The 24,894-nt window shown below is 59.9% G+C and carries 22 protein-coding genes and 2 tRNA genes; 23 read left to right on the top strand and 1 reads right to left on the bottom strand.

What is annotated here, in order from left to right:
- Nucleotides 1–8: 8 nt before the first annotated feature.
- The 14 genes from alaS (at nt 9) to ACTQ40_RS03710 (ending at nt 13,203) form a co-directional block, all read left to right on the top strand.
- Complete coding sequence (gene alaS, locus ACTQ40_RS03775) at nt 9–2,666, top strand: alanine--tRNA ligase (protein ID WP_441563378.1); 2,658 nt, start codon at nt 9–11, stop codon at nt 2,664–2,666.
- A gap of 17 nt (nt 2,667–2,683) precedes the next feature.
- Nucleotides 2,684–3,112, top strand: a complete 429-nt coding sequence (ruvX, locus tag ACTQ40_RS03770; protein WP_441559255.1) for a Holliday junction resolvase RuvX — start codon at nt 2,684–2,686, stop codon at nt 3,110–3,112.
- Nucleotides 3,105–4,538, top strand: a complete 1,434-nt coding sequence (mltG, locus tag ACTQ40_RS03765; RefSeq protein WP_441563377.1) for an endolytic transglycosylase MltG — start codon at nt 3,105–3,107, stop codon at nt 4,536–4,538. The genes ruvX and mltG overlap by 8 nt, the downstream gene beginning before the upstream one ends.
- Nucleotides 4,539–4,540: 2 nt before the next feature.
- Complete coding sequence (locus ACTQ40_RS03760) at nt 4,541–5,038, top strand: YqeG family HAD IIIA-type phosphatase (protein WP_117646451.1); 498 nt, start codon at nt 4,541–4,543, stop codon at nt 5,036–5,038.
- 8 nt (nt 5,039–5,046) lie between these two features.
- Nucleotides 5,047–5,580 (top strand): shikimate kinase, encoded by a 534-nt coding sequence (locus ACTQ40_RS03755; RefSeq protein WP_154515515.1) that lies wholly within the window; start codon nt 5,047–5,049, stop codon nt 5,578–5,580.
- Nucleotides 5,577–6,686 (top strand): hypothetical protein, encoded by a 1,110-nt coding sequence (locus ACTQ40_RS03750; RefSeq protein ID WP_441559257.1) that lies wholly within the window; start codon nt 5,577–5,579, stop codon nt 6,684–6,686. The genes ACTQ40_RS03755 and ACTQ40_RS03750 overlap by 4 nt, the downstream gene beginning before the upstream one ends.
- A 132-nt stretch (nt 6,687–6,818) precedes the next feature.
- The gene (locus tag ACTQ40_RS03745; protein ID WP_427717316.1) at nt 6,819–7,949 is read left to right on the top strand and encodes a M24 family metallopeptidase; all 1,131 of its coding nucleotides are present in this window, start codon (nt 6,819–6,821) and stop codon (nt 7,947–7,949) included.
- 159 nt (nt 7,950–8,108) lie between these two features.
- Nucleotides 8,109–8,672: an elongation factor P gene (gene efp / locus ACTQ40_RS03740; protein WP_154515524.1), complete on the top strand. Its 564-nt coding sequence runs from the start codon at nt 8,109–8,111 to the stop codon at nt 8,670–8,672.
- 24 nt (nt 8,673–8,696) lie between these two features.
- Nucleotides 8,697–9,059: an Asp23/Gls24 family envelope stress response protein gene (locus ACTQ40_RS03735; protein ID WP_154515527.1), complete on the top strand. Its 363-nt coding sequence runs from the start codon at nt 8,697–8,699 to the stop codon at nt 9,057–9,059.
- Nucleotides 9,060–9,062: 3 nt separating this feature from the next.
- Nucleotides 9,063–9,647 carry a transcription antitermination factor NusB gene (gene nusB, locus ACTQ40_RS03730; protein ID WP_427717322.1) on the top strand — a complete coding sequence of 195 codons (585 nt, stop codon included), beginning with the start codon at nt 9,063–9,065 and terminating at the stop codon, nt 9,645–9,647.
- Nucleotides 9,648–9,649: 2 nt separating this feature from the next.
- Nucleotides 9,650–9,916 (top strand): exodeoxyribonuclease VII small subunit, encoded by a 267-nt coding sequence (locus ACTQ40_RS03725; RefSeq protein ID WP_154515533.1) that lies wholly within the window; start codon nt 9,650–9,652, stop codon nt 9,914–9,916.
- A gap of 8 nt (nt 9,917–9,924) precedes the next feature.
- Complete coding sequence (locus ACTQ40_RS03720; protein WP_441563376.1) at nt 9,925–10,728, top strand: TlyA family RNA methyltransferase; 804 nt, start codon at nt 9,925–9,927, stop codon at nt 10,726–10,728.
- On the top strand, nt 10,725–11,585 hold the full coding sequence (locus ACTQ40_RS03715) for an NAD(+)/NADH kinase (RefSeq protein ID WP_427728169.1): 861 nt from the start codon (nt 10,725–10,727) through the stop codon (nt 11,583–11,585). The genes ACTQ40_RS03720 and ACTQ40_RS03715 overlap by 4 nt, the downstream gene beginning before the upstream one ends.
- Nucleotides 11,575–13,203 carry a DNA repair protein RecN gene (locus ACTQ40_RS03710; RefSeq protein ID WP_441563375.1) on the top strand — a complete coding sequence of 543 codons (1,629 nt, stop codon included), beginning with the start codon at nt 11,575–11,577 and terminating at the stop codon, nt 13,201–13,203. The genes ACTQ40_RS03715 and ACTQ40_RS03710 overlap by 11 nt, the downstream gene beginning before the upstream one ends.
- Nucleotides 13,204–13,423: 220 nt before the next feature.
- Here ACTQ40_RS03710 and ACTQ40_RS03705 read toward each other — a convergent pair whose 3' ends face one another.
- Nucleotides 13,424–14,281 (bottom strand): MurR/RpiR family transcriptional regulator, encoded by an 858-nt coding sequence (locus ACTQ40_RS03705; protein ID WP_154515542.1) that lies wholly within the window; start codon nt 14,279–14,281, stop codon nt 13,424–13,426.
- 271 nt (nt 14,282–14,552) lie between these two features.
- Here ACTQ40_RS03705 and ACTQ40_RS03700 point away from each other — a divergent pair, with 271 nt between their 5' ends.
- The 9 genes from ACTQ40_RS03700 (at nt 14,553) to ACTQ40_RS03660 (ending at nt 24,766) form a co-directional block, all read left to right on the top strand.
- Nucleotides 14,553–16,562, top strand: a complete 2,010-nt coding sequence (locus ACTQ40_RS03700; protein ID WP_441048795.1) for a fructose-specific PTS transporter subunit EIIC — start codon at nt 14,553–14,555, stop codon at nt 16,560–16,562.
- Between the two features lie 505 nt (nt 16,563–17,067).
- Nucleotides 17,068–17,331, top strand: coding sequence for an HPr family phosphocarrier protein (locus tag ACTQ40_RS03695; RefSeq protein ID WP_022094575.1), 264 nt, complete (start codon nt 17,068–17,070; stop codon nt 17,329–17,331).
- A gap of 133 nt (nt 17,332–17,464) precedes the next feature.
- Nucleotides 17,465–19,168, top strand: a complete 1,704-nt coding sequence (gene ptsP / locus ACTQ40_RS03690; RefSeq protein WP_427728175.1) for a phosphoenolpyruvate--protein phosphotransferase — start codon at nt 17,465–17,467, stop codon at nt 19,166–19,168.
- 74 nt (nt 19,169–19,242) lie between these two features.
- Nucleotides 19,243–20,175, top strand: a complete 933-nt coding sequence (locus tag ACTQ40_RS03685) for a 1-phosphofructokinase family hexose kinase (RefSeq protein ID WP_154515554.1) — start codon at nt 19,243–19,245, stop codon at nt 20,173–20,175.
- A 227-nt stretch (nt 20,176–20,402) separates the two neighbouring features.
- Nucleotides 20,403–21,335, top strand: a complete 933-nt coding sequence (locus ACTQ40_RS03680; RefSeq protein WP_427728177.1) for a 1-phosphofructokinase family hexose kinase — start codon at nt 20,403–20,405, stop codon at nt 21,333–21,335.
- A gap of 191 nt (nt 21,336–21,526) precedes the next feature.
- Nucleotides 21,527–22,921, top strand: coding sequence for a CCA tRNA nucleotidyltransferase (locus ACTQ40_RS03675; RefSeq protein WP_427717346.1), 1,395 nt, complete (start codon nt 21,527–21,529; stop codon nt 22,919–22,921).
- A gap of 225 nt (nt 22,922–23,146) precedes the next feature.
- Nucleotides 23,147–23,223 (top strand) — tRNA-Glu (locus ACTQ40_RS03670).
- A 22-nt stretch (nt 23,224–23,245) separates the two neighbouring features.
- Nucleotides 23,246–23,322 (top strand) — tRNA-Glu (locus ACTQ40_RS03665).
- A gap of 151 nt (nt 23,323–23,473) precedes the next feature.
- Entirely contained in the window at nt 23,474–24,766 is a 1,293-nt protein-coding gene (locus ACTQ40_RS03660) for a lysylphosphatidylglycerol synthase transmembrane domain-containing protein (RefSeq protein WP_441563374.1), read from the top strand.
- The last annotated feature ends 128 nt before the right edge of the window (nt 24,767–24,894 follow it).

Here is a 24,894-nt window from a genome sequence, read left to right as displayed (position 1 = left end):
TTCCCTCTATGAGTGCTGACTACCCGTCAATGACTACGGCTGAGATTCGCTCCAAGTTCCTCAACTTCTTTGAGGAGCGCGGTCTTAAGCTCTATCCTTCTTCGTCCCTCGTCCCCGACGATCCTTCGCTGCTGCTTGCCAACGCCGGCATGAACCAGTTTAAGGAGTATTACCAGGGCAAGAAGACCATGAAGGAGATCGGCGCGATCTCCTGCCAGAAGTGCGTCCGCACCAACGACATCGACTGCATCGGCGAGGATGGCCGTCACCTGTCCTTCTTTGAGATGCTCGGCGACTTCTCCTTTGGCGGCGTCTCCAAGCAGCAGGCCTGCGCTTGGGCCTTTGAGCTCATCACCAAGGAGTTCAAGCTGCCGCTCGACCGCCTGTACTTCACCGTCTTTACCGAGGACGACGAGACCCATGACGTGTGGCGCTCTCTGGGCGTTGCCGAGGATCACATCTCTCGTCTGGGCGAGGATGACAACTTCTGGGCCGCCGGCCCCACCGGCCCCTGCGGTCCGTGCTCCGAGATCTACTTCGACATGGGCGAGGAGGTCGGCTGCGGCAGCCCCGACTGCAAGCCCGGCTGCGACTGCGACCGCTTCCTGGAGTTCTGGAACCTCGTCTTTACCCAGTACGACCGCCAGGAGGACGGCTCCATGCCGGAGCTGCCGCACCGCAACCTCGATACGGGCATGGGCCTGGAGCGCATGGCCGCTATCATGCAGCACAAGACCGCCAACTACGACGGCGATCTGATGCAGCACCTCATCAAGCTTGGCGAGGAGATCAGCGGCAAGACCTATGACGCCGACGATTACTCCGGTGCCAGCCGCTCGCTGCGTATCATCGCCGATCACTCCCGTGCCGTCGACTTCATGATCTCGGACGGCATCCTCCCCGGTAACGAGGGCCGCGAGTACGTCCTTCGCCGCCTGCTCCGCCGCGCCGTGTTCCACGGTCGCCTGCTGGGTATCGAGGGCGCCTTCCTGACCAAGTTCATCGACGAGGTCAACGCTCAGATGGGCGAGGCCTATCCCGAGCTGCTCAAGAACGTCGCGCTCGTCAAGGGTATCGTCGCCTCCGAGGAGGAGCGCTTCTCCACGACGCTCGACAACGGCCGCGTTTACCTGGACGAGGCCCTGGCCGCGCTCGCCGACGGCGCTGTCCTTCCGGGCGATGTTGCCTTTAAGCTGCATGACACCTTTGGTTTCCCCATCGACCTGACCGTCGAGATCGCCGGCACCGCTGGCCACGACGTCGACATGGACGGCTTTACCGCCTGCATGGAGGACCAGAAGGCCCGCGCCCGCGCCAATGCCAAGGGCGACGCCTGGGGCAGCTTCAACGACGTGTGGGTCGAGCTTTCCGACAAAGTTGCCGCGACCGAGTTCGACGGCTATGACAACGACGTCATCGAGGGCGCCAAGGTTGTCGCCATCGTGCGCAACGGCGAGTCCGTCGAGTCCGCTGCCGCCGGCGAGGACGTCGAGGTCGTGCTCGACCGCACCCCGTTCTATGCCGAGATGGGCGGCCAGCAGGGCGACGCCGGTGAGCTTTCTGCCGAGGGCGTTGCGCTGACGGTTTCCGATACCAAGAACCACAACGGCCTGTATGCCCACGTCGCCCATGTTGCCGAGGGTACGCTGACCGTCGGCGCCACCGTGACCGCCGCGCTCGACGCCGAGCGCCGTGGCTTCCTGCGCCGCAACCACACCGCCACGCACCTGCTCGACGCCGCGCTTAAGCAGGTCCTGGGCGAGCATGTCTCCCAGGCCGGCTCGCTGGTGACGCCCGAGCACCTGCGCTTTGACTTCACCCACTTTGAGGCCCTGTCCTCCGAGCAGCTCAAGGCTGTCGAGGACCTGGTCAACCAGCAGATCTTCGCTTCCAAGCCGGTCGTTACCCGCGTTATGGGCATCGATGAGGCCAAGGCCGCCGGCGCTGTCGCCCTCTTTGGCGAGAAGTACGGCGACGTTGTCCGCGTTGTCTCCGTGGGCGCCGAGGACCAGCCGTTCTCCCGTGAGCTTTGCGGTGGCACCCATGCCGCCAACACCGCCGAGATCGGTCTGTTCAAGATCATTTCCGAGTCCTCCACGGGCTCCAACGTCCGCCGTATCGAGGCCGTGACCTCTAAGGGTGCCCTCGACTACATGGCCGACCGCCTGGCACTCGTCGACGCCGCTGCCGCTGCGCTCAAGTGCCGCGTCGACGAGGTTCCCGCCCGCGTGGAGAACCTGCAGGCCGAGCTGCGCGAGACGTCCAATAAGCTCAAGAAGGCCCTGACCGGTGGCTCCTCCGACGCTATCTCCAATGCTATCGAGGGAGCCGTCGAGCTCGACGGCTACAAGCTCGTTGTCGCCGAGCTCCAGGGCCTTGAGGCTGCTGACCTGCGCAACGTCTGGGATACTGTGCACCAGAAGGTTTCCGGCCCCGTTGCCTGCGTCGTTGCCAGCGTGACCGAGAAGGGCACCCCGGCCCTGCTTGCCGCCGGCTCCGATGACGCCGTCAAGGCCGGTTTCCACGCCGGCAACGTGATCAAGCAGATCGCGGGCCTGGTCGATGGTCGCGGTGGCGGCCGTCCCAACATGGCCCAGGCCGGTGGCAAGAACGCCGCCGGTATCGCCGATGCCCTCGCGGCCGCTAAGACCGCGCTCGGCGCCTAAGAACCGAAGTAGTCGCTGTGGTCGCGCTCGCACTGGACATAGGGGAGACCAGGATTGGCATTGCCGTCTCGAGCCGTGATGGCAAGATGGCGATGCCTGTCAAGGTACTCCCTGCCGCCGAGGTCACCGGTATGGCCAAGACGTTCCGTTACCTGGTCGAGGACTATGAGCCCGACATCCTGATAAGCGGACGTCCCTTGACCATGGCCGGCGAGCCCGGCCCCCAGGCCGAGCGCGTTGCCGCCGTGGCACAAAAGATCGCCGACGAGCTCGATCTTCCGCTCGAGTTTGAGGACGAGCGTCTGTCCTCGCAAGAGGCAAAGCGTATCTTGCGCGAGCAGGGCCTCAACGAAAAGCAGATGAGGGGCAAGATTGACATGATTGCCGCCAGCCTGTTTTTGCAGACGTGGCTCGATCGTAAAAACGAGGAGGTTTCGCATGCCTAGCGCTTCCGATCCGCGCCAGCCGAATCGTACACGTCAGCCCGAGTCGCGCCCTGCCCAGCCTGGCCAGCGTCCGGCACAGCCGACGCAGCGCGCAGCTCAGCCTGGCGCGCGCCCGGTGCAGTCCTTCGCTCGTTCGGCCCAACCTGCTCAACGGACGGGTCAGCAGCCTTCTGCTCGTTCGGTTCAGCATTCGGCTTCTCGCGCGGCTCAGCAGCCCACTGCTCGTACGGCCCAGCCTGCAGGCGGTACCCGCTTTAAGCAGCAGGCACCTGTCCGGCGAACGCAGGCCACCCAATCGCATTCGCATCATGCTCGCGGTTTGCATGGCGTTGCTCCGGCGACCCGCTCGAGCTACGACACGCGTGCTCGACGCGGTGCTCAAAAGAAGAGTTCTCCGGTTCCCATGATCATCGGCGTTGTGGTGGCGGTGCTCGCGCTTGCTGCGATCGCTTTCTTTGTCGTGCCGGCCGTCAAGGGCTTCTTTGCCGGTGAGGATACGAAGGTTACGGCTGGTCAGCAGGTTACGGTGACCATTCCCGACGGTGCTTCGGGCGACACCATCGCCTCGATCCTCTCCGAGAACCATATCGTCGATAATCCCAAGGATTACTATGCGGCGGTGAAAAAGCTCAATGCCGATATGTCGCTCAAGCCTGGTACCTATACGTTCACCACATTCATGGATGCGACCAAGGTTGTTCAGCAGCTCATGGAAGGCCCCAATGCGGGCTCCAATGCGCTTACTATTCCCGAGGGTCTAACGGTCGATCAAGTCGCCGACCGTGTGGCCCAGGCCTACGGCAGCATCTCTAAGGAAGACTTCCTCAACCAGGCCAAGGCCTCCAACTACGTGGACGACTATAGCTTCCTTAAGGGCGCCGCCAACGATTCGCTCGAGGGTTTTCTGTTCCCCAAGACCTATTCGCTGGGCAAGGACCCGAGCGCCGATGACGTTATCCGTGCCATGCTCGATCAGTTCAACACCGAGTACAAGTCTCTCGATTTTGCCGGTTGCGAGGCCAAGATCAAAGAGCGTTACGGCGTGGAGATGTCCGATTACGACATCATCAATCTCGCTTCCATCGTTGAGCGCGAGGGTCTCAACGCCGAGCAGCGCGCACATGTCGCCTCGGTCTTCTACAACCGCCTTGCCGGCAAGCTCGACGGTCTGCGTTATCTCAACAGCGATGCGACCATGATGTATGTCACCGGTGGCGAGGTTTCCGCCGACGACCTGCAGAGAGATAGTCCGTACAACACCTATAAGCACGAGGGTCTGCCACCCACGCCCATCTGCTCCCCGTCGCTCGAGGCACTCAAGGCCACGCTTGAGCCGACCGACTCCGATGACCTGTATTTCTACATTACGCAGGACGAGGAGTACTTCTCGCAAACCTACGAAGAGCACCAACAGTCTTGGAATTAAACATGAGGATTTTCAGCCCCAAACGATATGTTGCATCCGTCGACCGCATCGACCTTGATACCCTGTGGGCCGACGGCAAACGCGCCATTCTGCTCGATCGCGATAACACCCTGGTGCCGCGCGACACCGAGCAGGTTCCCGCCGCGGTTTCCGCTTGGCTCGACGCCGCCCGCGCCAAAGGCTTTAAGCTGTGCATGGTGTCTAACAACTGGCATCGCGACCAGGTCATGAGCTCTGCACGCGAGCTGGGACTCGAGGCCATTAGCCACGCCATGAAGCCGGCTCCGTTTGCCCTCAAGGCGGGTCTTAAGCGCCTCGGCGCCACGGCCGACGAGGCGGTGCTGATCGGTGATCAGCTCTACACGGACGTGTGGAGCGGCAATTTCGCCGGCGTCGATACCATCCTGGTAAAGCCGCAGGCCACTCAGGACCTGTGGTATACGCAGATCTTCCGTATCTTTGAGCGCCGGGCCCTGCGCGACCTTCCCTGCGAGGAATAGGTCTCGCTATGTCCCAGCACACCAAACACGGCTGCGACCATATCTTCTTTATCGGCTTTTTGGGCGCGGGCAAATCGACGCTTGCGCGCAACGTGGGCACTATGTTCAAACGTCGCTTTATCGATACCGACCGCCTTGTCGTGCGTCGTTGCGGTAAATCGGTGACCGAGATTTTTGAGACCGAGGGCGAGGAGCGTTTTCGTGAGCTCGAGACCTCGGCGCTCCGTTCGCTCCAAAGCGAGCGCAGCCTGCTGGTTTCCTGCGGCGGAGGTATCGTCGAGACTCCGGTGAATATTGAGCTCATGCACCAGATGGGTATCTGTGTGTATCTCGAAGGTGACTTTGAGGATTCGATTCGCCAGATTCGTCGGTCCGACACGCGTCCCGATTTCCGTTCGCCCGAGCATGCCGCGCGCCTGTTTGAGCATCGCCGTCCGCTATATCGCCAGGCCGCCGATATTACCCTTGATATTCGCAACAAGTCCTTCGAGGACGTTTCCTACCTTTGTGCCGAGATGCTTTTGGAGCGTGGGCTGCTATGATTCGCCGTCAACTGATCAATTTCCAAAACCGCAGTGTCGATGTCCGCGTCGGATTGGGCGCGTTCGAGGAGCTGTCGCGCATGTTTGCCTCGGCTGTGGGCAAGCCTAAGCGCGCGTTGGTGGTTTGGAACGACGCCACGTCAGAGCGTTTTGGCGAGGTCGTCGAGCATGCGCTGGTTGATGCCGGTTTTGTCGTGTCGCAGCTCCCACTTGAGGTCTCGCCTGCTGGTGCCACGCTGGCCGATGCCGATGCCATCTTTGGTGCCCTATCTGCCAACGGCATTACCTGCGACGATCTGGTTGTCGCCGTTGGTGATGCCGCAACCTGCTCGGTTGTTAGCTGGTGTGCTAATCAGTGGTGCGGTCGCACCGAGTGCGCCTTGCTGCCGACAACGTTCGACGCCATGCTCACGGTCGCGACAACCATGAAGCCGCTCGTCGCCTCGTCGTCGAATGCGCTTCCCGCTATCGCGTTCCGTCCCGAATCGGGCTTGGTCGTGTGTGACCTCGACCTTGTTCGCGAGGCGGACCCCGAGGATCTCAAGCTCGGCTATGTGGTGCTTGTTGGCACCATGCTTTCGAGCAGCAAGTCCCGCTGGAATCAGTTTACCGAGACTGTTCCCGAGATTCTTTCCGGCGAGGAGGTCGCGCTCGTCAATGCTGTGCAGTGGTCCCAGACCGCGCGCAAAGATGTGCTCATGGCCACGAACCCCAGTGCTCGCCATGCACTCGATTTTGGTAAGACAGGGGAGCGCACCCTTCGCGCCTGCCTGGGCGAGGCCGCGGCTAACGTTCCCGCATACCAGCTCCTTTCCGAGGGTATGCGCTTTGAGGCGCGCCTAGCACATGATGCCTGCGACTTCGATATCGATAATGTGTTTGAGGTCGACGATTGCCTGGAGGACTTTGGCATCGAAGAGCTTGCCTTCGACTTGGAGCCCACCGCGTTTATCGAGGAGTTCCGCAAGCAGCAGTTTGCCCGCTCAAACCGCAGCATGCTGCCGCTGCCCGCGGCGCTCGGCGCCATTCGCCTGACAAATGTCGAGGACGAGATTCTCGAACGTCATGCGCAGGCGTATCTGGCTTCTCGCAAGGAACTTTTTTAACTTTATTGACATCCATCGTCTTTCGTATCATTTTGAGGGACGGGTTTTCAATCGGTTGCGAATCGCTTGTGGTTCGGCTATTCGTTTGAAGCCCGTCCTGCTCTTTTTGAGGACAATAAGAAAGGAATCTGAATGTCTGAGTTTGCTGCCGGTCCTGCCGGTCGTATCGAGCGTGTCCGTGCCCTGATGGTCGAGCGCGGCTACGATGCCATCGTCGTGCGCGATGAGGCCAACCTCCGTTGGCTCACGGGTGTAAAGGGCGTCTTCGATTACACCTTCGAGTTTCCGCACGCCGCATTTATTACGGCCGATCAATGCCTGTTCCATACCGACTCGCGCTATCTCAACAGCTTTGAGGAGAACACGCCCGCCGGCAGCCCCTGGGTCTACGACATGGACGAGGGCACCATCCCCGGTTGGGTTGCCGACAAGATCGCGGCCAACAAGTGTCGTGTCTGCGCCGTCGAGGATGACATGCAGATTAACTTTTACCAGGGTATTCAGCGTGGTCTTGAGGATCGCTCCGTCGCCTGCATGCTGCCGCTGATGCATGACGACATTCGTAAGATGCGCGCCATCAAGGATGCCGAGGAGATCGAGCTCATGCGACACGCGCAGTCGATCACCGATGCCGCCTTTCAGCACATGCTCGGCTTTATTAAGCCCGGTATGACCGAGAAGCAGGTCCGCAACGAGCTCGAGAACTTTATGTTCGCCAACGGTGCCGACAGCTTGGCCTTTGGCTCCATCGTCGCGAGCGGTCCCAACACCGCCAACCCGCATGCCGTCCCGAGCGACCGTGTCATCGAGAAGGGCGATTTCGTCCTCATGGATTATGGCGCGGGCTACTGTGACTATCGCTCCGATATGACGCGTACCGTCGTGATGGGCGAGCCCACGCAGGAACAGCTCGACCTGTACGAGCTCGTGCGCCGCACCCACGAGGAGTGCGTCGCCGCTATCCATCCGGGCGTCGAGGGTAACGATATCTTCAAGCTTTCCAAGAAGATCATCGGCGATGCCGGTTATGGCGATTACTACAACCATGGCCTGGGCCATGGTGTCGGTATCGACATCCACGAGCTGCCCAACTTCAACCGCAGCAAGAACATCATCGAGGTCGGCTCGGTTGTCACCATGGAGCCCGGCGTCTACCTGCCCGGCGTGGGCGGCGTGCGCTTGGAGGATTACGGTGTTGTCACCGAGAACGGCTATGAGCCCTTCACCAAGACCCCGCACGACTTGCACGTCATCGACTGCTAAGCCATTCAGTTCGATTTTGGAAGCGGGGCGTCCGAAATGATTCGGGCGCCCCGCGTTCTCTTTTTATGCGCTCGCCGCAGGCGCCGCCTGCAAGTGTATAATTTCGCTCGTATGTAATTTGGACGCTTGTGCGTTCTACCCATAACAAGAAAGGTCGCTATGCCTACCATTTCTACCGCCGACTTCAAGAACGGCCTCGGTCTCCGCATTAAGGACAAGGTCTACACCATCGTCGAGTTCCAGCACGTCAAGCCGGGCAAGGGCGGTGCTTTTGTGCGCTACAAGACCCGCGATATCAAGAGCGGTCGTGTCGTCGAGAACACCTGCAACGCCGGTACCAAGTTCGAGAGCGTCATGCTCACCACCCGTGAGTTCCAGTACCTCTACAACGACGGCGCCGACTACATCTTCATGGACAACGAGTCCTACGAGCAGGTTCCCGTTCCCGAGGACATGGTGGGCGAGAACTCCAAGTGGCTGCGCGAGAACGACACCTGTCAGCTGCTCTTCGCCGACGACGAGCTCATGGGCGTGACCCCGCCGATGTTCATCGAGACCACTATCGTCCAGACCGACCCGGGCTTTAAGGGCGACACCGTTCAGGGTTCCACCAAGCCGGCCACCATCGACACCGGTGCTGTCATCCAGGTCCCGATGTACCTCAACGAGGGCGAGGTCATCAAGGTTGACACCCGCGACGGCAAGTTCGTCTCCCGCGTCTAGCAACCAACTCTTCTAGGAGGACTCATGCCCCAGGAAATCAAGATTGACGGCATCGGTATTTCGCCCGATGTTCTGACCGCCATCGTCTCGCGCGCCGTCACGGATGTCGAGGGCATCGCCTCCGTGGGCGTCAAGGACCTTGCCACCAACCTTGTCTCCATGATGCTTTCGTCCAAGGCCCCGGCTTCCGAGCCGCCGGTAGAGGCCGAGGTCATCGGCGACAAGCTCGCACTCACCGTGCGCGTCGTGGTGTTCTTTGGCTATCCGTTCAAGAAACTCGCCGAGGCCGTTCGCTCCGCCGTGGTCGCAGCTATCGATGCCCAGGTAGGCGTCGAGGTCGAGCGCGTTGACGTTTGCATCGACGGCCTCGTTTTCCCCAAGGAGTAACCTTTGAGCCTTAAGGTTTATCGCGGGCGTACGCTTGCCCGCAGTCAGGCGCTGCAGCTGCTGTTCCAGGCCGAGGCGACGGACAGCCCGCTCGAGCGCGTCCTCGAGGGCGATTTCCTGATCTCGAAGGGTCCCCTCGACCCCTACGCTCTGGAGCTGTGCCGCGGTGCCTACGAGTATATCGACCGCATCGACTGCGCCCTGCGCTCCATCGCCAAGAACTGGGATCTTATGCGCATGCCCGGCGCCGATCGCAATCTGCTGCGTATCGCCGTCTATGAGATGCGCTTCCTCACCGACGAGGAGGTCTCGGACGCCATCGTGATCAACGAGGCTGTAGAGCTTGCCAAGGCCTATGGCACCGACCAGTCCGCGTCGTTTGTCAATGGCGTGCTGGGCAAGATCGCGCGTAGCGAGGAGCTGCCGGGCGAGGACCTGTATCAGGAGCTGCTGGCCGAGGACCGCGCCCGCGAGGAGGCCCAGGCCGCCGAGGCTGCTGCCAAGGTTGCCGCCGCTCAGGCTGCGGCCGGCGTTCTCGACGAGGGTGCCGAGGTCGCCGAGGTCGAGACCGGTACCGTCGAGGAGTAGCCATGCCAGAGGGTTCCGTCCGCAACTTCGACGAGATCTCGGACCGCTTGGACCAGATCATCGCTACCGTTCGCTCCAAGGATACGTCCTTGGAGCGTTCGCTCGATTTGTTTGACGAGGCGATCGAACTTGGCTCCCGTGCGGTCGATATGGTCGACAAGTTTGAGTTGACGCCTCGTGAGGCCGATAAGCTCGAGCAGGAATACGATGAGGATGCGGCAAACGAATCCCAGGATAGCCAGGCCGCGTCTCCGGATACGAATGGTTGATGGCATTCATGAAACGCGTGCGTCTCGATGACGAACTGATTTCACAGGGCATCTGCGCCGACCGCGCGGATGCCCTTCGCACTCTTATGGCCGGCTTGGTCTCGAGTGGCGGCGAGCGTTTGACCTCGCCGGGCCTTAAGGTGGCGCCCGGTCTGCCCCTGCACGTGAAGGGCCGTATTCCCTACGTGGGGCGCGGCGGGCTCAAGCTCGAGGGCGCGCTCGATGCGTTTGGGATCGATCCCATGGGACTTGCTTGCCTCGATGTGGGCTGCTCCACGGGCGGCTTTACCGATTGCCTGCTCAAGCGTGGCGCCGCAACGGTCGTTTCGGTCGATGTGGGTCGCGCTCAGTTTGATTGGTCGCTGCGCCAAGACGAGCGGGTGAGGCTCCATGAGCGCACCAACGTGACACAACTGCCCGAGCTTGGATATGGCGGCGCTATCGACTTGGCTGTCTGCGATGTGTCGTTTACGAGTATCGCGAATATCATCGACGCCGTGTTGGCGTGCCTGAAGCCTTTGGGTTCGTTCTGCACGCTCGTAAAGCCGCAGTTTGAGGCGCCGGCTGCGCTGGTGGGCGAGGGTGGTATCGTGACCGATCCCTCCGTCCGCCGCGATACGCTTGTGGCGGCGATTGAGCTCTTTGCCGCCAAGGGCCTGTTCCCGCTCGATGTGTGCGTGTCGCCCATCCATGGCGCCAAGGGCAACGTCGAGTTTTTCCTGTACGGCACGAGGTTTGCCTCTGGCGAGCGTGCCGACGATGAGCTGCAATCACAGGTAACGGCTTTGAGCGAGAAAGCTGCAACGCTATGAAGGTCTTTCTGGTTCCCAATTACTACAAGCAAGAGGCGGTCGAGAGCGGCCTGATGCTCGAGCTTTGGCTTTCGCGCCAGGGCTACGAGGTCGCATGGGCTGCCGATCAGCGTTCCAAGATCCAGCGTGCGCCCGATGTTGACGATGCCGACCTGGTCATTACGCTCGGCGGCGACGGCACGCTGTTGCGTGCCGCCCGCATTCTCAACTACCGCGAGATCCCCATTCTGGGCCTTTCCTATGGTCATTTGGGTTTTTTGACGGCTGCGAGCCCCGAGGATCGCGATATTTTGCAGGTCGTGAGCGATGCCCTTTCCGGTGAGCTCCATGTGAGTCGCCGCGCCACCCTCGCCGCGGATATCGTTTCGGTGCGCGAAGATGGCACGAAGGATGTCGTGCGCACGTTTGCCCTTAACGATATGGCGCTTACGCGCGGGCCCCTGTCCGATATGGTTGAGTTCGACATCACGGTGTCTGGCCATCATATTGACCGCCTGCGCGGTGACGGCGTCGTCGTTTCGACAGCGACCGGTTCCACCGGCTACGCGCTTTCCGCCGGCGGCCCCATCGTCAGTCCCGATTACACGGGCATGGTTTGCGTTCCCATCGCCCCACATACCATTCAGGCTCGCGCCTTTTTGACCTCGCCAAGTGATGTCGTCGAGATTTTTATGTCCGATGACCGCCCGAGCGTGCCTGCGATCGCCATCGATGGACAGTTTATTACCTGCGATGGCACGGTCGAGAGCGTGGCCGTGCGTCGCGGTCCCGGCGATGTACTGCTGCTGGATTACGGCCCCGAGAGCTTCTATAACTCGGTGAGCCGCGTGTTCTACGGAGTTCGTCATGATCGATGAGCTGCAGGTTTCCAACATTGCCCTCATTCGCGAGGCGACGTTGGTTCCGAGCGCGGGCTTAACGGTTCTGACCGGCGAGACCGGCGCCGGTAAGACTGCGTTGCTCTCGGCGCTTAAGCTCATTCTGGGCGAGCGCGCGGATTCGTCGACGGTGCGCGAGGGCGAGACGCTTGCCAACGTCGAGGCGCGCCTGTTTGACGGCCCGCACGACACGGAGGGCTTCACCGTTCAGCGCAGCCTTTCTGCCGAGGGTCGAAGCCGCGTAAAAATTGACGGCCGCATCGCCAGCGTGCGTGAGCTTTCCGAGCGCGTCGGTGTGATGATGGATCTTTGCGGCCAACACGAGCACCAGCGCCTGCTCGACCCTGCGCATCATGTTGCCATGGTCGATGCATGGGCGGGGCGCCCGGCGCTCGAGTCGCTCGATCGCTATCGTGCTTGCCTTAAGGCATCGCGCGCGGCTGCCAAAGAGGTCCGTCGCGTCGAAGAGGCCTCACGCGCGCAGGGGAGTCGTGTCGAGGAGGCGCGCTTCGCTCTGGAGCGCATCGCCGAGGTCGACCCCAAGCCGGGTGAGTATGAGGAGCTCGAGGAGCTGTTGCCACGCTCCGAGCATGCCGAGGTGTTGGTGGCAACGGCCAACGATGCCCATGTGTCGCTTGCTGCCGAAGGGGGAGCACTCGATGCCGTGAACAGTGCCGTCGCGGAGCTTTCGCGCATGGCTACTGTCGATCGCAAGTTGGGTGATATCGCCGATGCGCTTTCTGATGCCTGCATCTCGCTCGAGGATTGTGCCAACGAGCTGCGTGCCTATCGAGATGGGGTCGCCTTCGACCCGCGCGAGCTGGCTCGTATGCGCGAGCGGTATTCCGACCTTAAGGGACTTTTGCGTCAGTGGGGTCCCACCATGGACGACGTGTTTGCCATGCGCGATAGCTCGCGAGAGCTGTTGTCGCTGGTAGACGATGGTGATGAGCGGATTAAGAAGGCGCGCGAAGCGCTTGGCGCGGCAGAGCGCGAACTGTTCGCCGCCGCCAAGGCACTTAAGCGTGCACGCAATACGGCAGCCCCGCGCTTTTGCCACGAGGTTGGCCGTCAGATGGCGCGCCTGGAGATGGGCGGCGCCGAGCTCGTTTGGGACTCGCGCGATCTTCCGCGCGCCGAGTGGACGCCGGCGGGCCCTTCGAGCTACGAGCTTTTGTATCGTAGCGGTGCCGGATTGACGCCGCGCCCCCTGCGCCGCATTGCTTCTGGTGGCGAGCTGAGCCGTGTCATGTTGGCGAGCAAGGTTGTTTTGGGTAACGCGGACGGCGTGGATACGTTGGTGTTCGACGAGGTCGATGCCGGTGTTGGCGGCTCTACTGCACGCGCCCTTGCGAGCGTTCTGGCAGATCTTGCCGCAACGCATCAGGTGATTGTCGTAACGCACCTGGCGCAGGTCGCCGTCATGGCCGACAAACATTACGTGGTGAGCAAAGAGCCCGGCGACGTTCCCCAAACCCATCTGGATGAGGTGGCCGGGGACGCCCGTACCGCAGAGATCGCCCGTATGCTGAGCGGCGATCAATCGGAGGCGAGCTTGGCGCACGCTAAGCAGATGCTCGAGGAAGCGCGTGCTTAGGCCGAGCCGTTACATGTATGTTCGACCCGGCCGCCACGAAACCGGCCCATCTACTACGTTTAATAGGCTATAGGCAACCACGCCTTGAATTGCAAAAAGAAAACCGCAGGTAGAACGCCTGCGGTTTTTCTATTTTCGGTATGTGGTTGGGCCATACTGATAAAACGTAGTAGATGGGCCGGTTTCGTGGCGAGTGGCGTTTGTCGGCTCGCCAAAATTTCTATTCCACGACCTTATCTGGCTGGATAAGCTCCTCGTAGTAGCTAATGTGCTCTCGGGCGTCCTCGATTTCGGGCAGCAGGAAGTTGTAGATAACCTCGATGATCATCGTGGCGCTGATCTTGGAGAACGCAAAGTCGCCCGTGGTGAGCAGCGCCTCGTGGTTCACGGTATTAAAGGTGTAGTCGGCTAGGCGAGCAAGCGGAGACTTGCTGTCGCTACTGATGACGACTACGGTGGCACCACAGCCTCGAGCCGCTTTTGCCATGCGATTCAGTCGACGCGACTTGCCAGAGTTCGAGATCAGCACGATAACGTCGCCGGGGCGCAACGTGAGCGCAAAACCAATCGAGGTTTCACTGATGGTGCTTGACATACAGCGAAGGCCCAGTTGCGAAAACTTAAACGTCGCGTCAAGCGCAACGGCGTTGGTATTACCTACGGCCGCAAACTCGATAGCCCCTGCGTTCTTAAACGCGTGCACGACGGCTGCCAGTGTATCGTGATCAATGCCATCGATGGTCGCATTGAGTTCACTGACCTTTGCGGCGAGGATGTTTTTGAGGCTCTGCTCCATATTATCGAGCGAGACCTCGTCTGTGAGGCCCTCGTTGCGCTGGCTCTCCAGGTCGCGCGCCAGCGAAAACTGAAAGCTGCGAAAGCTTCCAAAGCCCAGCTTGCGGCAGAAGCGCGAGACGGTGGCCTCGGAGGTTGCGGCGGCGCGCGAGAGTTGCGCGGCTGTTAGGAGCGGTGCCTCGGACTGGTGCTCTAGGATATAGTCGACAATGCGCTGCTCGGACTCGCTGTATCCCTTGTGCGTGCTAATAAGGGAGAGTGCGCTCTTGCTGCTATCGGACATGGATGACTCCTGGTTGGCATTAAAAGCTGTCTTGTTGTGTGCCGCTCTAGTATACGGGGATTTTAATTACAAGATACACCTTGCTGTTTCAATAGTTGATGGTAAACTTTCATCGACCGTTTACGGTTGTGAAAGAACCTTTCACCGGAGAAATAGGCTTGATTGCTTCTCATATAAGCGGTGGCTTGGTATCTTTCAGGAGTGGAAAAGCGCGCACCGTAGCGCGTGTAGGGGAGCGCCCGCGGGCGCAGTACTCAAGAAGGAGGGACACATGGCTAAGTTTGACATCATCGCCGCCACCGGTTGCCCGACCGGCATCGCGCACACCTTCATGGCGAAGGAGGCGCTGGAGAAGGCAGCTGCCGAGCGCGGTCTGACCATTAAGGTCGAGACTCATGGCCAGGTCGGTGTCGAGAACGAACTCACGAAGGGTGAGATCGCCGGTGCCAAGGCTGTCGTCGTCGCAGCCGATAAGGATGTCCAGGCGGAGCGTTTCGCCGGTAAGCCCATGGTTTCCGTCGGTGTTTCCAAGGCCCTGTCCGTCGAGGCTGCCGGCAAGCTGATCGACCGCGCTCTCGCCGCCAAGGGCGACGACACGGTTGCGGCTGCTGCCGATGTCGAGGATGAGGTCGAGGAGAAGGAGTCCATCGGTCACATCATCTATAAGCACCTCATGAACGGCGTCAGCCACATGCTGGTCTTCGTCGTTGCCGGTGGTGTTCTGACCGCCGTTTCGTTCCTGTGGGGCATCACGTCCTTCGACTCGACGGCTGCCGACTACAACAGCTTTGCCGCTATGCTCAAGATCATCGGCGGCATCGCCATGAACCTCATGGTTCCCGTGCTTTCCGCCTATATCGCCGAGTCCATCGGCAAGCGCCCGGCGCTCGTTCCCGGCTTTGTCGCCGGTATGATCGCCATCCAGGGCCTGCCCGTTAATGCCGAGACCGGCATGATCGATGCCGGCGGTGCCGGCGTGGGCTTCGGCTTCCTGGGCGGCATCGTCGGCGGCTTCCTCTCTGGCTATGTCATCCTGCTGCTCGAGAAGGTTTTTGCCAAGCTGCCCAAGAACCTGGACGGCCTCAAGGCTATCTTCCTGTACCCGCTGTTCTCGACCGCCATCGTCGGCCTGGTCATGCTCGGCATCTCCGGCCCCATGGCTGCCATTAACACCGCCATGATGGACTTCCTCAAGGGTCTGTCTGCCTCTGGCGCTGTTGTCCTGGGTCTTGCCATTGGCTGCATGTGCGCCTTTGATATGGGCGGCCCGGTCAACAAGGCTGCTTACGTCACCGGTACCGCTATGCTCACCGAGGCCTTGGCTGCCGGTGTCGGCACCGACACCTATAACTTTGGCACCAACTTCATGGCTGCCGTCTCCGCCGCCTGCATCGTTCCGCCGCTGATCACCACCTTCGCCGTCATCGTCGGCAAGAAGTACTTCAGCCAGGAGGATCATGACGCCGGTATCGTCAACCTCATCCTTGGTTGCACCCACATCACCGAGGGCGCCATTCCGTTCATGACCAAGAACATCTGGCCCGTCATGCCCATCATGATGCTCGGTTCCTCCATCGCCTCGATTCTGACCATTATGTTCAACGTCCACGATCCGGCGCCTCACGGTGGTTTCCTGGTCCTGCCCGTTGTCGAGAACGGTCCGCTGTGGGTCCTCGCGATCCTCATCGGCGCCGTGGTCGGTGGCATCCTGTTCGTTGCTTTCAAGAAGTATGACTTCGAGAAGAATCAGAAGGCCGCTCCCGCCGCTGCCGCTAAGCCGGTCGAGGCTCCCAAGGCCGCTGCCGTCGAGGCCCCCAAGGCTGAGGCTTCCGACTTCGTGAAGGTCGAGAACGTTTTTGTCGCCGAGGATTTTGCTTCTCGTGACGAGGCCCTGAGCTTTGTCTCCAACCAGGCTGTCAAGGCCGGTATCGCTGACGACGCCGACGCCGTAATGAACGCCTTCCTGGCCCGCGAGGCCGAGGGCACCACGGGCATGATGGAGGGCTTCGCTATTCCGCATGCCAAGTCTGATGCCATTACCGAGGCCGCCGTCATCGTCGTCAAGGACGACTCTGGCGTGACCGGTTGGGACACCATGGACGGCGCTCCCGTCAACGTGGCTATTGCCCTGCTCATCCCCGGTGCCCAGGCCGGCACCACGCACCTCAAGATCCTGTCCAAGGTCGCCGAGGCGCTCATGGACGAGGGCTTCCGTGCCACCGTTAAGGGTTCTACCGACGCTGCCGAGATCGCTAAGACGATCAACGCCCGTCTGGTCTAATCCCGCAGCTTGCGAATAACATCGCCCCCTGTATATAAGGCGGAGACTCCATCAGGGGTCCCCGCCTTTTTCAAGTAACCCGGTACTGAGGGTCATTTCCTTTCTGCCGACAGTTCGGGATACTCCTCAGTTCACAAGAGGGCATAGATAGCCCCATCAACCAGATCAACCAGGCGAACAAATTATCAGCCAAAATTTCGTTCGCACGATATTGCTCTGGACCAACTGAGTTTCCGCAGCTCGCCTGCCGGACGGGGCGGTTAAGTTTGTCGCGAGTTCCGCACGCAAAGGAAAGCACTTAATGTGCTTTCCGTCTTGCGCAGGACTGTAGAGCAGCAAACTTAACCGCCCCGCCCGGCAGGCGAGCGTGCAGGAACGACATCTGTCCAACAATTCGTGCGAAACATAATGAAAAACCGTTTGATGTGAGTTAATATAATCAACGTCGTGAATATGGCTCCTGTCGCATTGCTGATAGGGGTTAAACACAAAAAAGGAGTCAATTATGGTTTCTGAGAAGGCTACCCTCGTTAATCCTCAGGGTCTTCACATGCGTCCGGCTGGCCTCTTCGCCTCCACCATGGGCAAGTACGCCTGCGACGTGACGGTCGTCACCCCCGAGAAGGAGGTCAACGGCAAGTCCCCGATGGCCCTCATGGCTGCCGGCATCCCCTGCGGTACCGAGGTCGAGGTCAAGTGCGACGGCGCTGACGAGGCCGAGGCTCTGGCTGCTGCCATCGAGCTCATCAAGAGCGGTCTTGGCGAGTAGAACTCAAACGGGTCGCATGTTGAACAACTAAGTTCATATTTGGGGGCGCAGTGACTTGTTTAAAGGGAACTGCGCTCTTTTGTCATGGATATGGCAAAACGCTTTATCACATGACACGGAGAGAGGAATAGGAATGTATCAGGGAGTCAACGCTTCCGAGGGCATCGGTATCGGCACCGTCATGGTTGCCGTCGAACCCGACTTGACGTTTGAGCCGCACGAGGTTGCTGATTCGGCAGCAGAGAAGGAGCGCTATCAGACCGCCCTTTCGGTCTTCTGCGAGAAGACCCAGGCTCAGGCCGACCACATGAAGGAGACGGTGGGCGAGGCCGAGGCCGAAATCATGAGCGGACACATTGTCCTGGCTCAGGACCCGGGCATGACCGACGCCATCAACGCCGCCATTGACGGCGGCACCTGCGCCGAGCAGGCGCTCATGGACACCTCGACCATGTTTGAGAACATGTTCCTGTCCATGGACGATGAGATGTTCCGCCTGCGCGCGGCAGACATCGCCGACATCCGCACCGGTATTCTGGCCGAGCTTTTGGGCAAGGAGGTCGTCGATCTCTCCGTCCTGCCCGAAAACACGGTCGTTGTCGTGCACGACCTTACGCCGTCCATGACCGCCACGATCGATAAGGCCCACGTTGCCGGTATCGTCACCGAGACCGGTGGCCGCACGTCGCACTCCGCGATCATCGCCCGCGCCCTCGAGATTCCGGCTGTCCTTTCGGTTGCCAACAGCTGCACCGCGCTGCGCAACGGCATGACCGTTGTCGTCGACGGTGGCAAGGGTATCGTCGAGGCCGATCCCGACGAGGAGACGCTCGCCGCCTACACCGCCAAGGCCGAGGCTTTCGCTGCCGAGAAGGCAGCCCTCGAGGCTTTCCGTGGCAAGCCGTCCGTGACTGCCGATGGCATCAAGAAGATCATTGCCTGCAACATCGGTAACCCCGATGACGTGCCCAACGCGCTCGATCACGACGCCGAGGCCATTGGCCTGTTCCGCTCCGAGTTCCTGTTCATGGACTCCGCCGAGCTTCCTTCCGAGGAGGAGCAGTTCAACGCCTATCGCAAGGTTGCCAGCGCGCTCAATGGCGCTCCGGTCATCATCCGCACGCTCGACGTGGGTGGCGACAAAGAGATCCCGTACCTGCACATGGTCAAGGAAGAGAACCCCTTCATGGGCTTCCGTGCCGTGCGTTACTGCCTGGCCAACCCCGACCAGTACAAGGTACAGCTCCGCGCTCTGCTGCGCGCCAGCGCCTTCGGTGATGTCAAGATCATGATCCCGCTCGTCACTTGCGTCGAGGAGGTCTTGGCCGTTAAGGAGCTCGTCGAGGAGTGCAAGTCCGAGCTGACCGAAGAGGGCCGCAAGTTCAACGAGAACATCGAGGTCGGCATTATGGTCGAGACGCCTGCCGCATCGCTGATCGCTGACCGCCTGGCCGAGGTCGCCGACTTCTTCTCGATCGGCACCAACGACCTGATCGGCTACACCATGTGTGCCGACCGTGGTAACGACACCATTTCTAACCTGTACCAGGTGTACTATCCCGCCGTGCTTCGCTCGCTCAAGAACATCATCGAGAGCGGCGTCAAGGCTGGCATCATGGTCGGTATGTGCGGCGAGGCCGCTGCCGATCCGCTGCTTGAGCCGCTGCTGATCAGCTGGGGCCTCGAGGAGTTCTCGATGAGCGCTCCGTCTATCCTTCGCGCCCGCAAGACCATCAGCCAGTGGACCAAGGCCGAGTGCGACGATCTCGCCGAGAAGGCGCTCGCCTGCAACACTGCCGAAGAGGTCAAGGCGCTGCTTGAGGCTGCCGCTCGCTAATTTGGTATCAGAGGTAACCGCGTGGTTGGAATGGGCTGGCCGCGCGGCCCTCAAATATACAGGGGGTACTGTAAATGTTCTACACGCTAACCGCTAACCCGGCTGTCGACATGACGGTTTCGAGCTCTCCGCTCGAGCCCGACGAGAACGTCCGCACCGGCTCGGCCAGCTACACGGCTAACGGCAAGGGCCTCGACGTGTCCTTCGCCTTTAAGAAGATGGGCGTCGACACCGTCGCGCTCGGCTTCTTCGCCGGCTTCACGGGCAAGTTCATCGTCGAGGAGGTCATGAACCTGGGTTGCCTGTGCCGCCCGGTCTGGACCGACGGCATCACGCGTATCAACACCTATGTCAACGATGGCCAGCACGAGTACGGCATCCTTAACCCCGGCGCCCCGATTACGCCGGAGCACCAGAAGGAGCTCTACAACATCCTGGACACCGCGGGCGATCTTGAGTGCCTGATCGTCTCCGGCTCCGTGCCTCCCAAAGCTACGCCCGACTTCCTGGCTCAGGTCATGGATCACGCTCAGGCTCGTGGCGCCGACGTCGTCCTGGACCTGTCTTCCGACAAGCTCAAGGAGCTCGCTCACAAGAAGCCGCTGCTCATCAAGCCGAACCATCACGAGATGAAGGCCATCTTTGGCGTGCCGGTCGACACCGACGACGAGGTCCGCGTTGCTATGAAGATGGCTCACGATGCCGGCGTCCAGAACGTGCTGCTCACCCGTGGTAGCCGCGGCGACGCTTACTTCTCCAACGGCGAGGACATCTGGTACGCTAAGCGTGAGTTCAACATCAAGCTGGTTTCTTCCGTCTGCGCCGGCGACTGCACGCTCGCTGCGTTCCTGCACAAGTGGTACAGGGATCGCGACAACGTCGAGGAGGCCATGAAGCTCGCTATGGCCACCGGCGCCAACGTTGCCGAGTCCGTGGGCATCGGCGACTTCGGTCACGTCGATGAGTATAGCAAGCGCGTTGCTGTCCGCAAGCTCGATCGCAAGTAAGCGAAACGCTACATATTCGTGGCTATATGGCGCCCCGGTTTAAGCCGGGGCGCTTATTTGTAAATTGCAAATGAGCTTCAGGGCAAGCACTCCTGATTTTTTTGCCCCGCCTTGCTGCTTTTCTGTCGACCTGCACGCGTTCTACACCGTTCGCCGAGTTGCTATGGTCTTTTCACAAGATGTGGAATATACTTTCATTATCACGTTGCTTTGTGAAAGGAACATTCATGATTTACACGCTCACTGCAAATCCCGCCATTGATTACAACATTTCCTGCGACGGACTTTCCGCCAACACCGTCACCCGCACGCGCAACGCGGTCTATACGCCCAATGGCAAGGGTCTCAACGTCTCGTTCACCCTCGATCACTACGGTGTCGACACCACGATCCTGGGCTTTTTTGCCGGCTTCTCAGGCGAGTATATCGTCAAGGGCGCCGAGGCCCTGGGTGTGCCCGTCAAGCCCGTGTGGACTGACGGCATCACGCGCGTCAACGTTTTCCTCAACGCCGGTCCCGATACCGAGTACAACATGGTCAATGCAGGCGCTGCCATCAATGCTGCCAACGAGCAGGAGATGTTTGAGCTCATCGACTCGCTCGACGACATGACCTGCCTGGTCATTAGCGGCTCGCTGCCCCCCAACACCTCCGAGGGTTTCCTGGCCGAGGTTCTTCGCCGTGTTAAGGCAAAGGGTGCCGAGTTCGTGCTCGATATTTCGAGCCATCAGCTGGCCGATCTCATTGCCATGGAGCCGTTGCTCATTAAGCCCAACGACGACGAGCTGCTCGACATCTTTGGCATTAAGGTGAGCGGTGGCGACGACGAGTCCGTTAAGGGCGCTATGGCTGAGCTGCACGCCAAGGGTGCTAAGAATGTGCTGCTGACCCTTGGTGGCGACGGCGCGTACTTCTCCAACGGCGAGCACATTTGGTTTGCCAAACGCACCTTTGAGGTCAAGCTGCTCTCGACGGTCTGCGCCGGCGATTCCTCGCTTGCCGCCTTCCTGTCCGTGTGGCACGATGCCCCCGAGTGCGTCGAGGACGCCCTGCGCCTCTCGATGGCAACCGGTGCCAACGTGGTCGAGTGCCCTGGTTTGGGCGATTTTGCCAAGGTGGACGAATATAAGAAGCACATCGACGTTCGCCAGGTCTGCTAACCGTTTAGACACATCGTTGCCGAACACCCGCTTTGGATCTCCGAGGCGGGTGTTTTTATCTGTTGGCCGCATGGGCTCTACTGTCTCGTTCGCGCGAATCGACGATGTGATTTCATGTGCGCTCACGCTTGTTTCTTGCTAGACTGCTTGAGAACCATCGTTAACACTCGCAAGCGTAGGAGGCCATAGGTATGTGTAATGTTTCGCTCAACGGTACGCAGCCCACAGATGCCTCCCTGCGTGTGCTACGTGCGCTTGAGGACGCCGGTCTCGAGGCCTGGTTCGTAGGCGGTTGGGTGCGTGACGCCCTGATGGGACGTCCCAGCCACGATGTTGACATGTGCTGTAGCGGCCTGTGGCAAGAGTCCAAGGCGGCGCTCGAGGCAGCCGGCATTGCGGTAGTTGAGTCGGGCATAAAATTTGGCGGCATTACCGCCCTTTGTGACGATGAGCGTATTGAGGTCACGACGTATCGCCTGGACGGTTTTTACACCGATGGTCGCCATCCCCAGAGTGTGGAGCGTGCGGCGTCGCTTGAGGACGATCTGGCACGTCGTGACTTTACCGTTAACGCCATGGCTTGGCATCCCCAGCGCGGTCTTGTCGACCGTTATGATGGCCAGGGCGACCTGGAGCGTAAGCTGATTCGTGCCGTTGGAGATCCCAAGCGTCGCTTTAACGAGGATGCGCTTCGCATGCTGCGCGCCGTGCGTTTTGCCTGCCGTCTGGATTTTATGATCGAGCCTAAGACCAAACAGGCGCTTGCCGAGTGCTCGCCGCTGCTCGATGCCGTGGCACGCGAACGCGTGGGCATTGAGCTCGAGGGGATTCTATCGACCGGTCACGGGGGAGACGCGATGCTACGCTATCCCGAGCTTGTTTGCGCCGCCGTGCCCGAGCTTGCGCCGGCTCGTGGGTTTGACCAGCGCAGCGTCTACCACGCCTTTAATGTTTACGAGCATATCGCTCGCGTTTTGACGGTTGCGGGGGAGCTGGCACTGTGTGACGGCGTGGCGCCTTCGTCGAGCTTAATGTGGGCAGCGTTTTTGCACGATGTCTCCAAGCCCGATTGCTTTACGGTCGATCATGCGGGCAGCGGCCACTTTTACGGTCACCCTGAGCTTGGTGCCAAGAAAGCGCGCGCTATTATGGATCGCTTGGCGCTTTCGCACGATTTGGTTCGCGACGTGTGTCTGCTTATCAGGTATCACGATAAGCCGTTGCGCCCCGAGCGCTCCTGTTTGCTCAATATGATGCGCTCGCTTTCGGGTGAGGGCGTCGACACACCGCGTTTGATTGACGAGCTTATGGACCTTAAGCGTGCCGATACGCTGGGTAAGGCACCGTCGTGCTTCTATTACGTCGAGACGATCGAGGAGATGCGTTCGCTCGCCCACGAACTGTTGGAAGCGGGGGAGCCCTATACGCTTAAGATGCTTGGCATCAACGGAGGGGACCTGATTCGCGCCGGCGTCAAACCGGGGCCTGAGCTGGGACAGCTTCTCAACGTCGCCCTCGACGCCGTGATCGAAGACAACGTCCCCAACACCCGCGAGGCCCTTCTGGCTCACCTCAACCTGGGGTAGCTAATTTGGGACGGGGCTTTTTTAGCTACCCCGCTGTCAATAGGACGAACAATAGTGATTCTGGCAGGGGTAGCTAAAAAAGCCCCGTCCCAAATTAGCTACCAGGTTGACCTGCTTGTTCCATAACCTCACGACAAAATTTGGCCAATTTGGAATTTCTTCTTGCGCTCGCGTTTTTTGTCCCGTAATATATGTCCTCGCAGCACGGCAGTGCAGGTGTCATGTGGCCCGTTCGTCTAGCGGTTTAGGACGCCGCCCTCTCAAGGCGGAGATCACCAGTTCGAATCTGGTACGGGCTACCACTTCTTTTCTGCTGAGGCTTATGGCCCGTTCGTCTAGCGGTTTAGGACGCCGCCCTCTCAAGGCGGAGATCACCAGTTCGAATCTGGTACGGGCTACCAAGTTTTGGATACCCGACCTTCTTTTCGAAGGTCGGGTTTTTTATTACATGCGTGCTTGTCTGTTAATCCCATTTGCCCCATAGCATTACGTTTTGCTTATCTCCCATACGGGTACAATAGGCCAGATACATTGACGGTCAGAAGGAGCCTCATGACGGAGTCCTCTCAGCATACCCCAAAGCCTCAAGTCGATGTTTCGGGCGGCGATGACAACAAGAGCGCACGTCGTGGTGCCATCTTTATTGGCATTGTGCTGGCGGGCTATATCGTCTATTTGGTCGTGACCGGTCAGATGGGTCAGTTCTGGGCCGCCATGGCTAGCGTTCAGGCGCCGTGGCTCGCTGCCGCGTGCTTCTGCATGTTCCTATACTTGTTTTTTGGCATCGTGGCGTACGCGATTGCCGTATGGCTCGATCCCAATTCGCCTGTCGGCATCCGCGACCTCATTTCGGTCGAGGCGAGCGGCATCTTCTTTGGCAACCTGACACCCATGATGATGGGCTCCACGCCTGCCCAGATTTATCGCCTGACCAAAGCCGGCCAAAATGTGGGCGAAGCGGGTGCCACGCAGTTCACCCGCTTTATCGTGTACCAGTTTGGTTTGGTGGCATGGGGTGCCATTCTGCTGCTCGCCCGCATGCCGTTTTTCGCCGAGCGCTATGGCGACATGACGCTGCTTTGCGTCTTTAGTTTTGGCGGCCACTGCTGCATTCTTCTCGGCATCTTTGCCGTGGCGTTGATGCCCAAGACCGTCACGCGCGTCGCACATTGTATTATCAATTGGCTCGAGCGCATGGGCGTTTCCGCTACTAAGATCGAGGGCTGGCGTACCTTTGTCGATGGCGAGATCTACTCGTTCTCCGAGAAATTCAAACTCTCTGCCGGCCATTTTTCGTCCATGCTGCTCACGGTCGTCATCACCATGTTGCAGCTGGCGTTTTTCTACCTGGTTCCGTATTTTTTGATGCTTGCCTTTGGTCAGTACGACGTTGACTTTTTCTCGGTCATGGCGGCGAGTGCTTTTGTACAGCTGTTGAGTTCCGCCGTCCCGCTGCCTGGCGGCACTGGTGGTGCCGAGGGCGGCTTCGCGCTGTTCCTGGGTCACTTTTTTGGTACGGCAGCGACTGCCGGCTATCTGCTTTGGCGTCTGATCACCTTTATCGCGCCGACCATTTTGGCCGCCCCTCTTTTGGGCCTTAAGAGCGCTCATAACGAGAGTATCCATGCGCGCTGGGACCGTATGATGTGCAAGCTCGGGCGCACTCCTCAGAAGCCTTCTGCGTCCGTTAAGGCACATCCAACCTCTCAGGTTACCGTGGACCCCAATCAGCATGCTCAAAAGACTGCTGTGGCCTCTAAACCGGCACGGAAGACCTATGTTCGTCAGACTGGCGACGGTATCCGCGTTTCCCCTGCGGCGCTCAATAAAAAGAAGCGGCCCTAGAGCCCAGTTGGTGAGTCGTGCGTTCTTAATGGTGCTCGTCATTGCGATGCTAGATGTAGGATAATCCTCTTACGTTGATTATCTCCCACTTGTACAGGAGCTATAGGTGGGCAGTTGACATGAAGGGG

Source organism: Collinsella sp. Sow4_D11 (assembly GCF_052116465.1).
Taxonomy (GTDB): Bacteria; Actinomycetota; Coriobacteriia; order Coriobacteriales; family Coriobacteriaceae; genus Collinsella.
The sequence above is the reverse complement of the archived record's forward strand: the minus strand, read 5'-3'. Positions and strand labels throughout refer to the sequence as shown.

Bases quoted from the DNA above. Each gene is read 5' to 3' on its own strand.
- ACTQ40_RS03750 (WP_441559257.1), top strand. From the start codon at position 5,577: ATGATTCGCCGTCAACTGATCAATTTCCAAAACCGCAGTGTCGATGTC.
- ACTQ40_RS03700 (WP_441048795.1), top strand. From the start codon at position 14,553: ATGGCTAAGTTTGACATCATCGCCGCCACCGGTTGCCCGACCGGCATC.
- ACTQ40_RS03680 (WP_427728177.1), top strand. From the start codon at position 20,403: ATGATTTACACGCTCACTGCAAATCCCGCCATTGATTACAACATTTCC.
- ACTQ40_RS03660 (WP_441563374.1), top strand. From the start codon at position 23,474: ATGACGGAGTCCTCTCAGCATACCCCAAAGCCTCAAGTCGATGTTTCG.
- ACTQ40_RS03695 (WP_022094575.1), top strand. From the start codon at position 17,068: ATGGTTTCTGAGAAGGCTACCCTCGTTAATCCTCAGGGTCTTCACATG.
- ACTQ40_RS03715 (WP_427728169.1), top strand. From the start codon at position 10,725: ATGAAGGTCTTTCTGGTTCCCAATTACTACAAGCAAGAGGCGGTCGAG.
- ACTQ40_RS03705 (WP_154515542.1), bottom strand. From the start codon at position 14,281: ATGTCCGATAGCAGCAAGAGCGCACTCTCCCTTATTAGCACGCACAAG.
- ACTQ40_RS03710 (WP_441563375.1), top strand. From the start codon at position 11,575: ATGATCGATGAGCTGCAGGTTTCCAACATTGCCCTCATTCGCGAGGCG.
- ACTQ40_RS03675 (WP_427717346.1), top strand. From the start codon at position 21,527: ATGTGTAATGTTTCGCTCAACGGTACGCAGCCCACAGATGCCTCCCTG.
- ACTQ40_RS03745 (WP_427717316.1), top strand. From the start codon at position 6,819: ATGTCTGAGTTTGCTGCCGGTCCTGCCGGTCGTATCGAGCGTGTCCGT.
- alaS (WP_441563378.1), top strand. From the start codon at position 9: ATGAGTGCTGACTACCCGTCAATGACTACGGCTGAGATTCGCTCCAAG.
- ACTQ40_RS03725 (WP_154515533.1), top strand. From the start codon at position 9,650: ATGCCAGAGGGTTCCGTCCGCAACTTCGACGAGATCTCGGACCGCTTG.
- mltG (WP_441563377.1), top strand. From the start codon at position 3,105: ATGCCTAGCGCTTCCGATCCGCGCCAGCCGAATCGTACACGTCAGCCC.
- ptsP (WP_427728175.1), top strand. From the start codon at position 17,465: ATGTATCAGGGAGTCAACGCTTCCGAGGGCATCGGTATCGGCACCGTC.
- ACTQ40_RS03760 (WP_117646451.1), top strand. From the start codon at position 4,541: ATGAGGATTTTCAGCCCCAAACGATATGTTGCATCCGTCGACCGCATC.
- ACTQ40_RS03720 (WP_441563376.1), top strand. From the start codon at position 9,925: ATGAAACGCGTGCGTCTCGATGACGAACTGATTTCACAGGGCATCTGC.
- ACTQ40_RS03755 (WP_154515515.1), top strand. From the start codon at position 5,047: ATGTCCCAGCACACCAAACACGGCTGCGACCATATCTTCTTTATCGGC.
- efp (WP_154515524.1), top strand. From the start codon at position 8,109: ATGCCTACCATTTCTACCGCCGACTTCAAGAACGGCCTCGGTCTCCGC.
- ACTQ40_RS03735 (WP_154515527.1), top strand. From the start codon at position 8,697: ATGCCCCAGGAAATCAAGATTGACGGCATCGGTATTTCGCCCGATGTT.
- ACTQ40_RS03685 (WP_154515554.1), top strand. From the start codon at position 19,243: ATGTTCTACACGCTAACCGCTAACCCGGCTGTCGACATGACGGTTTCG.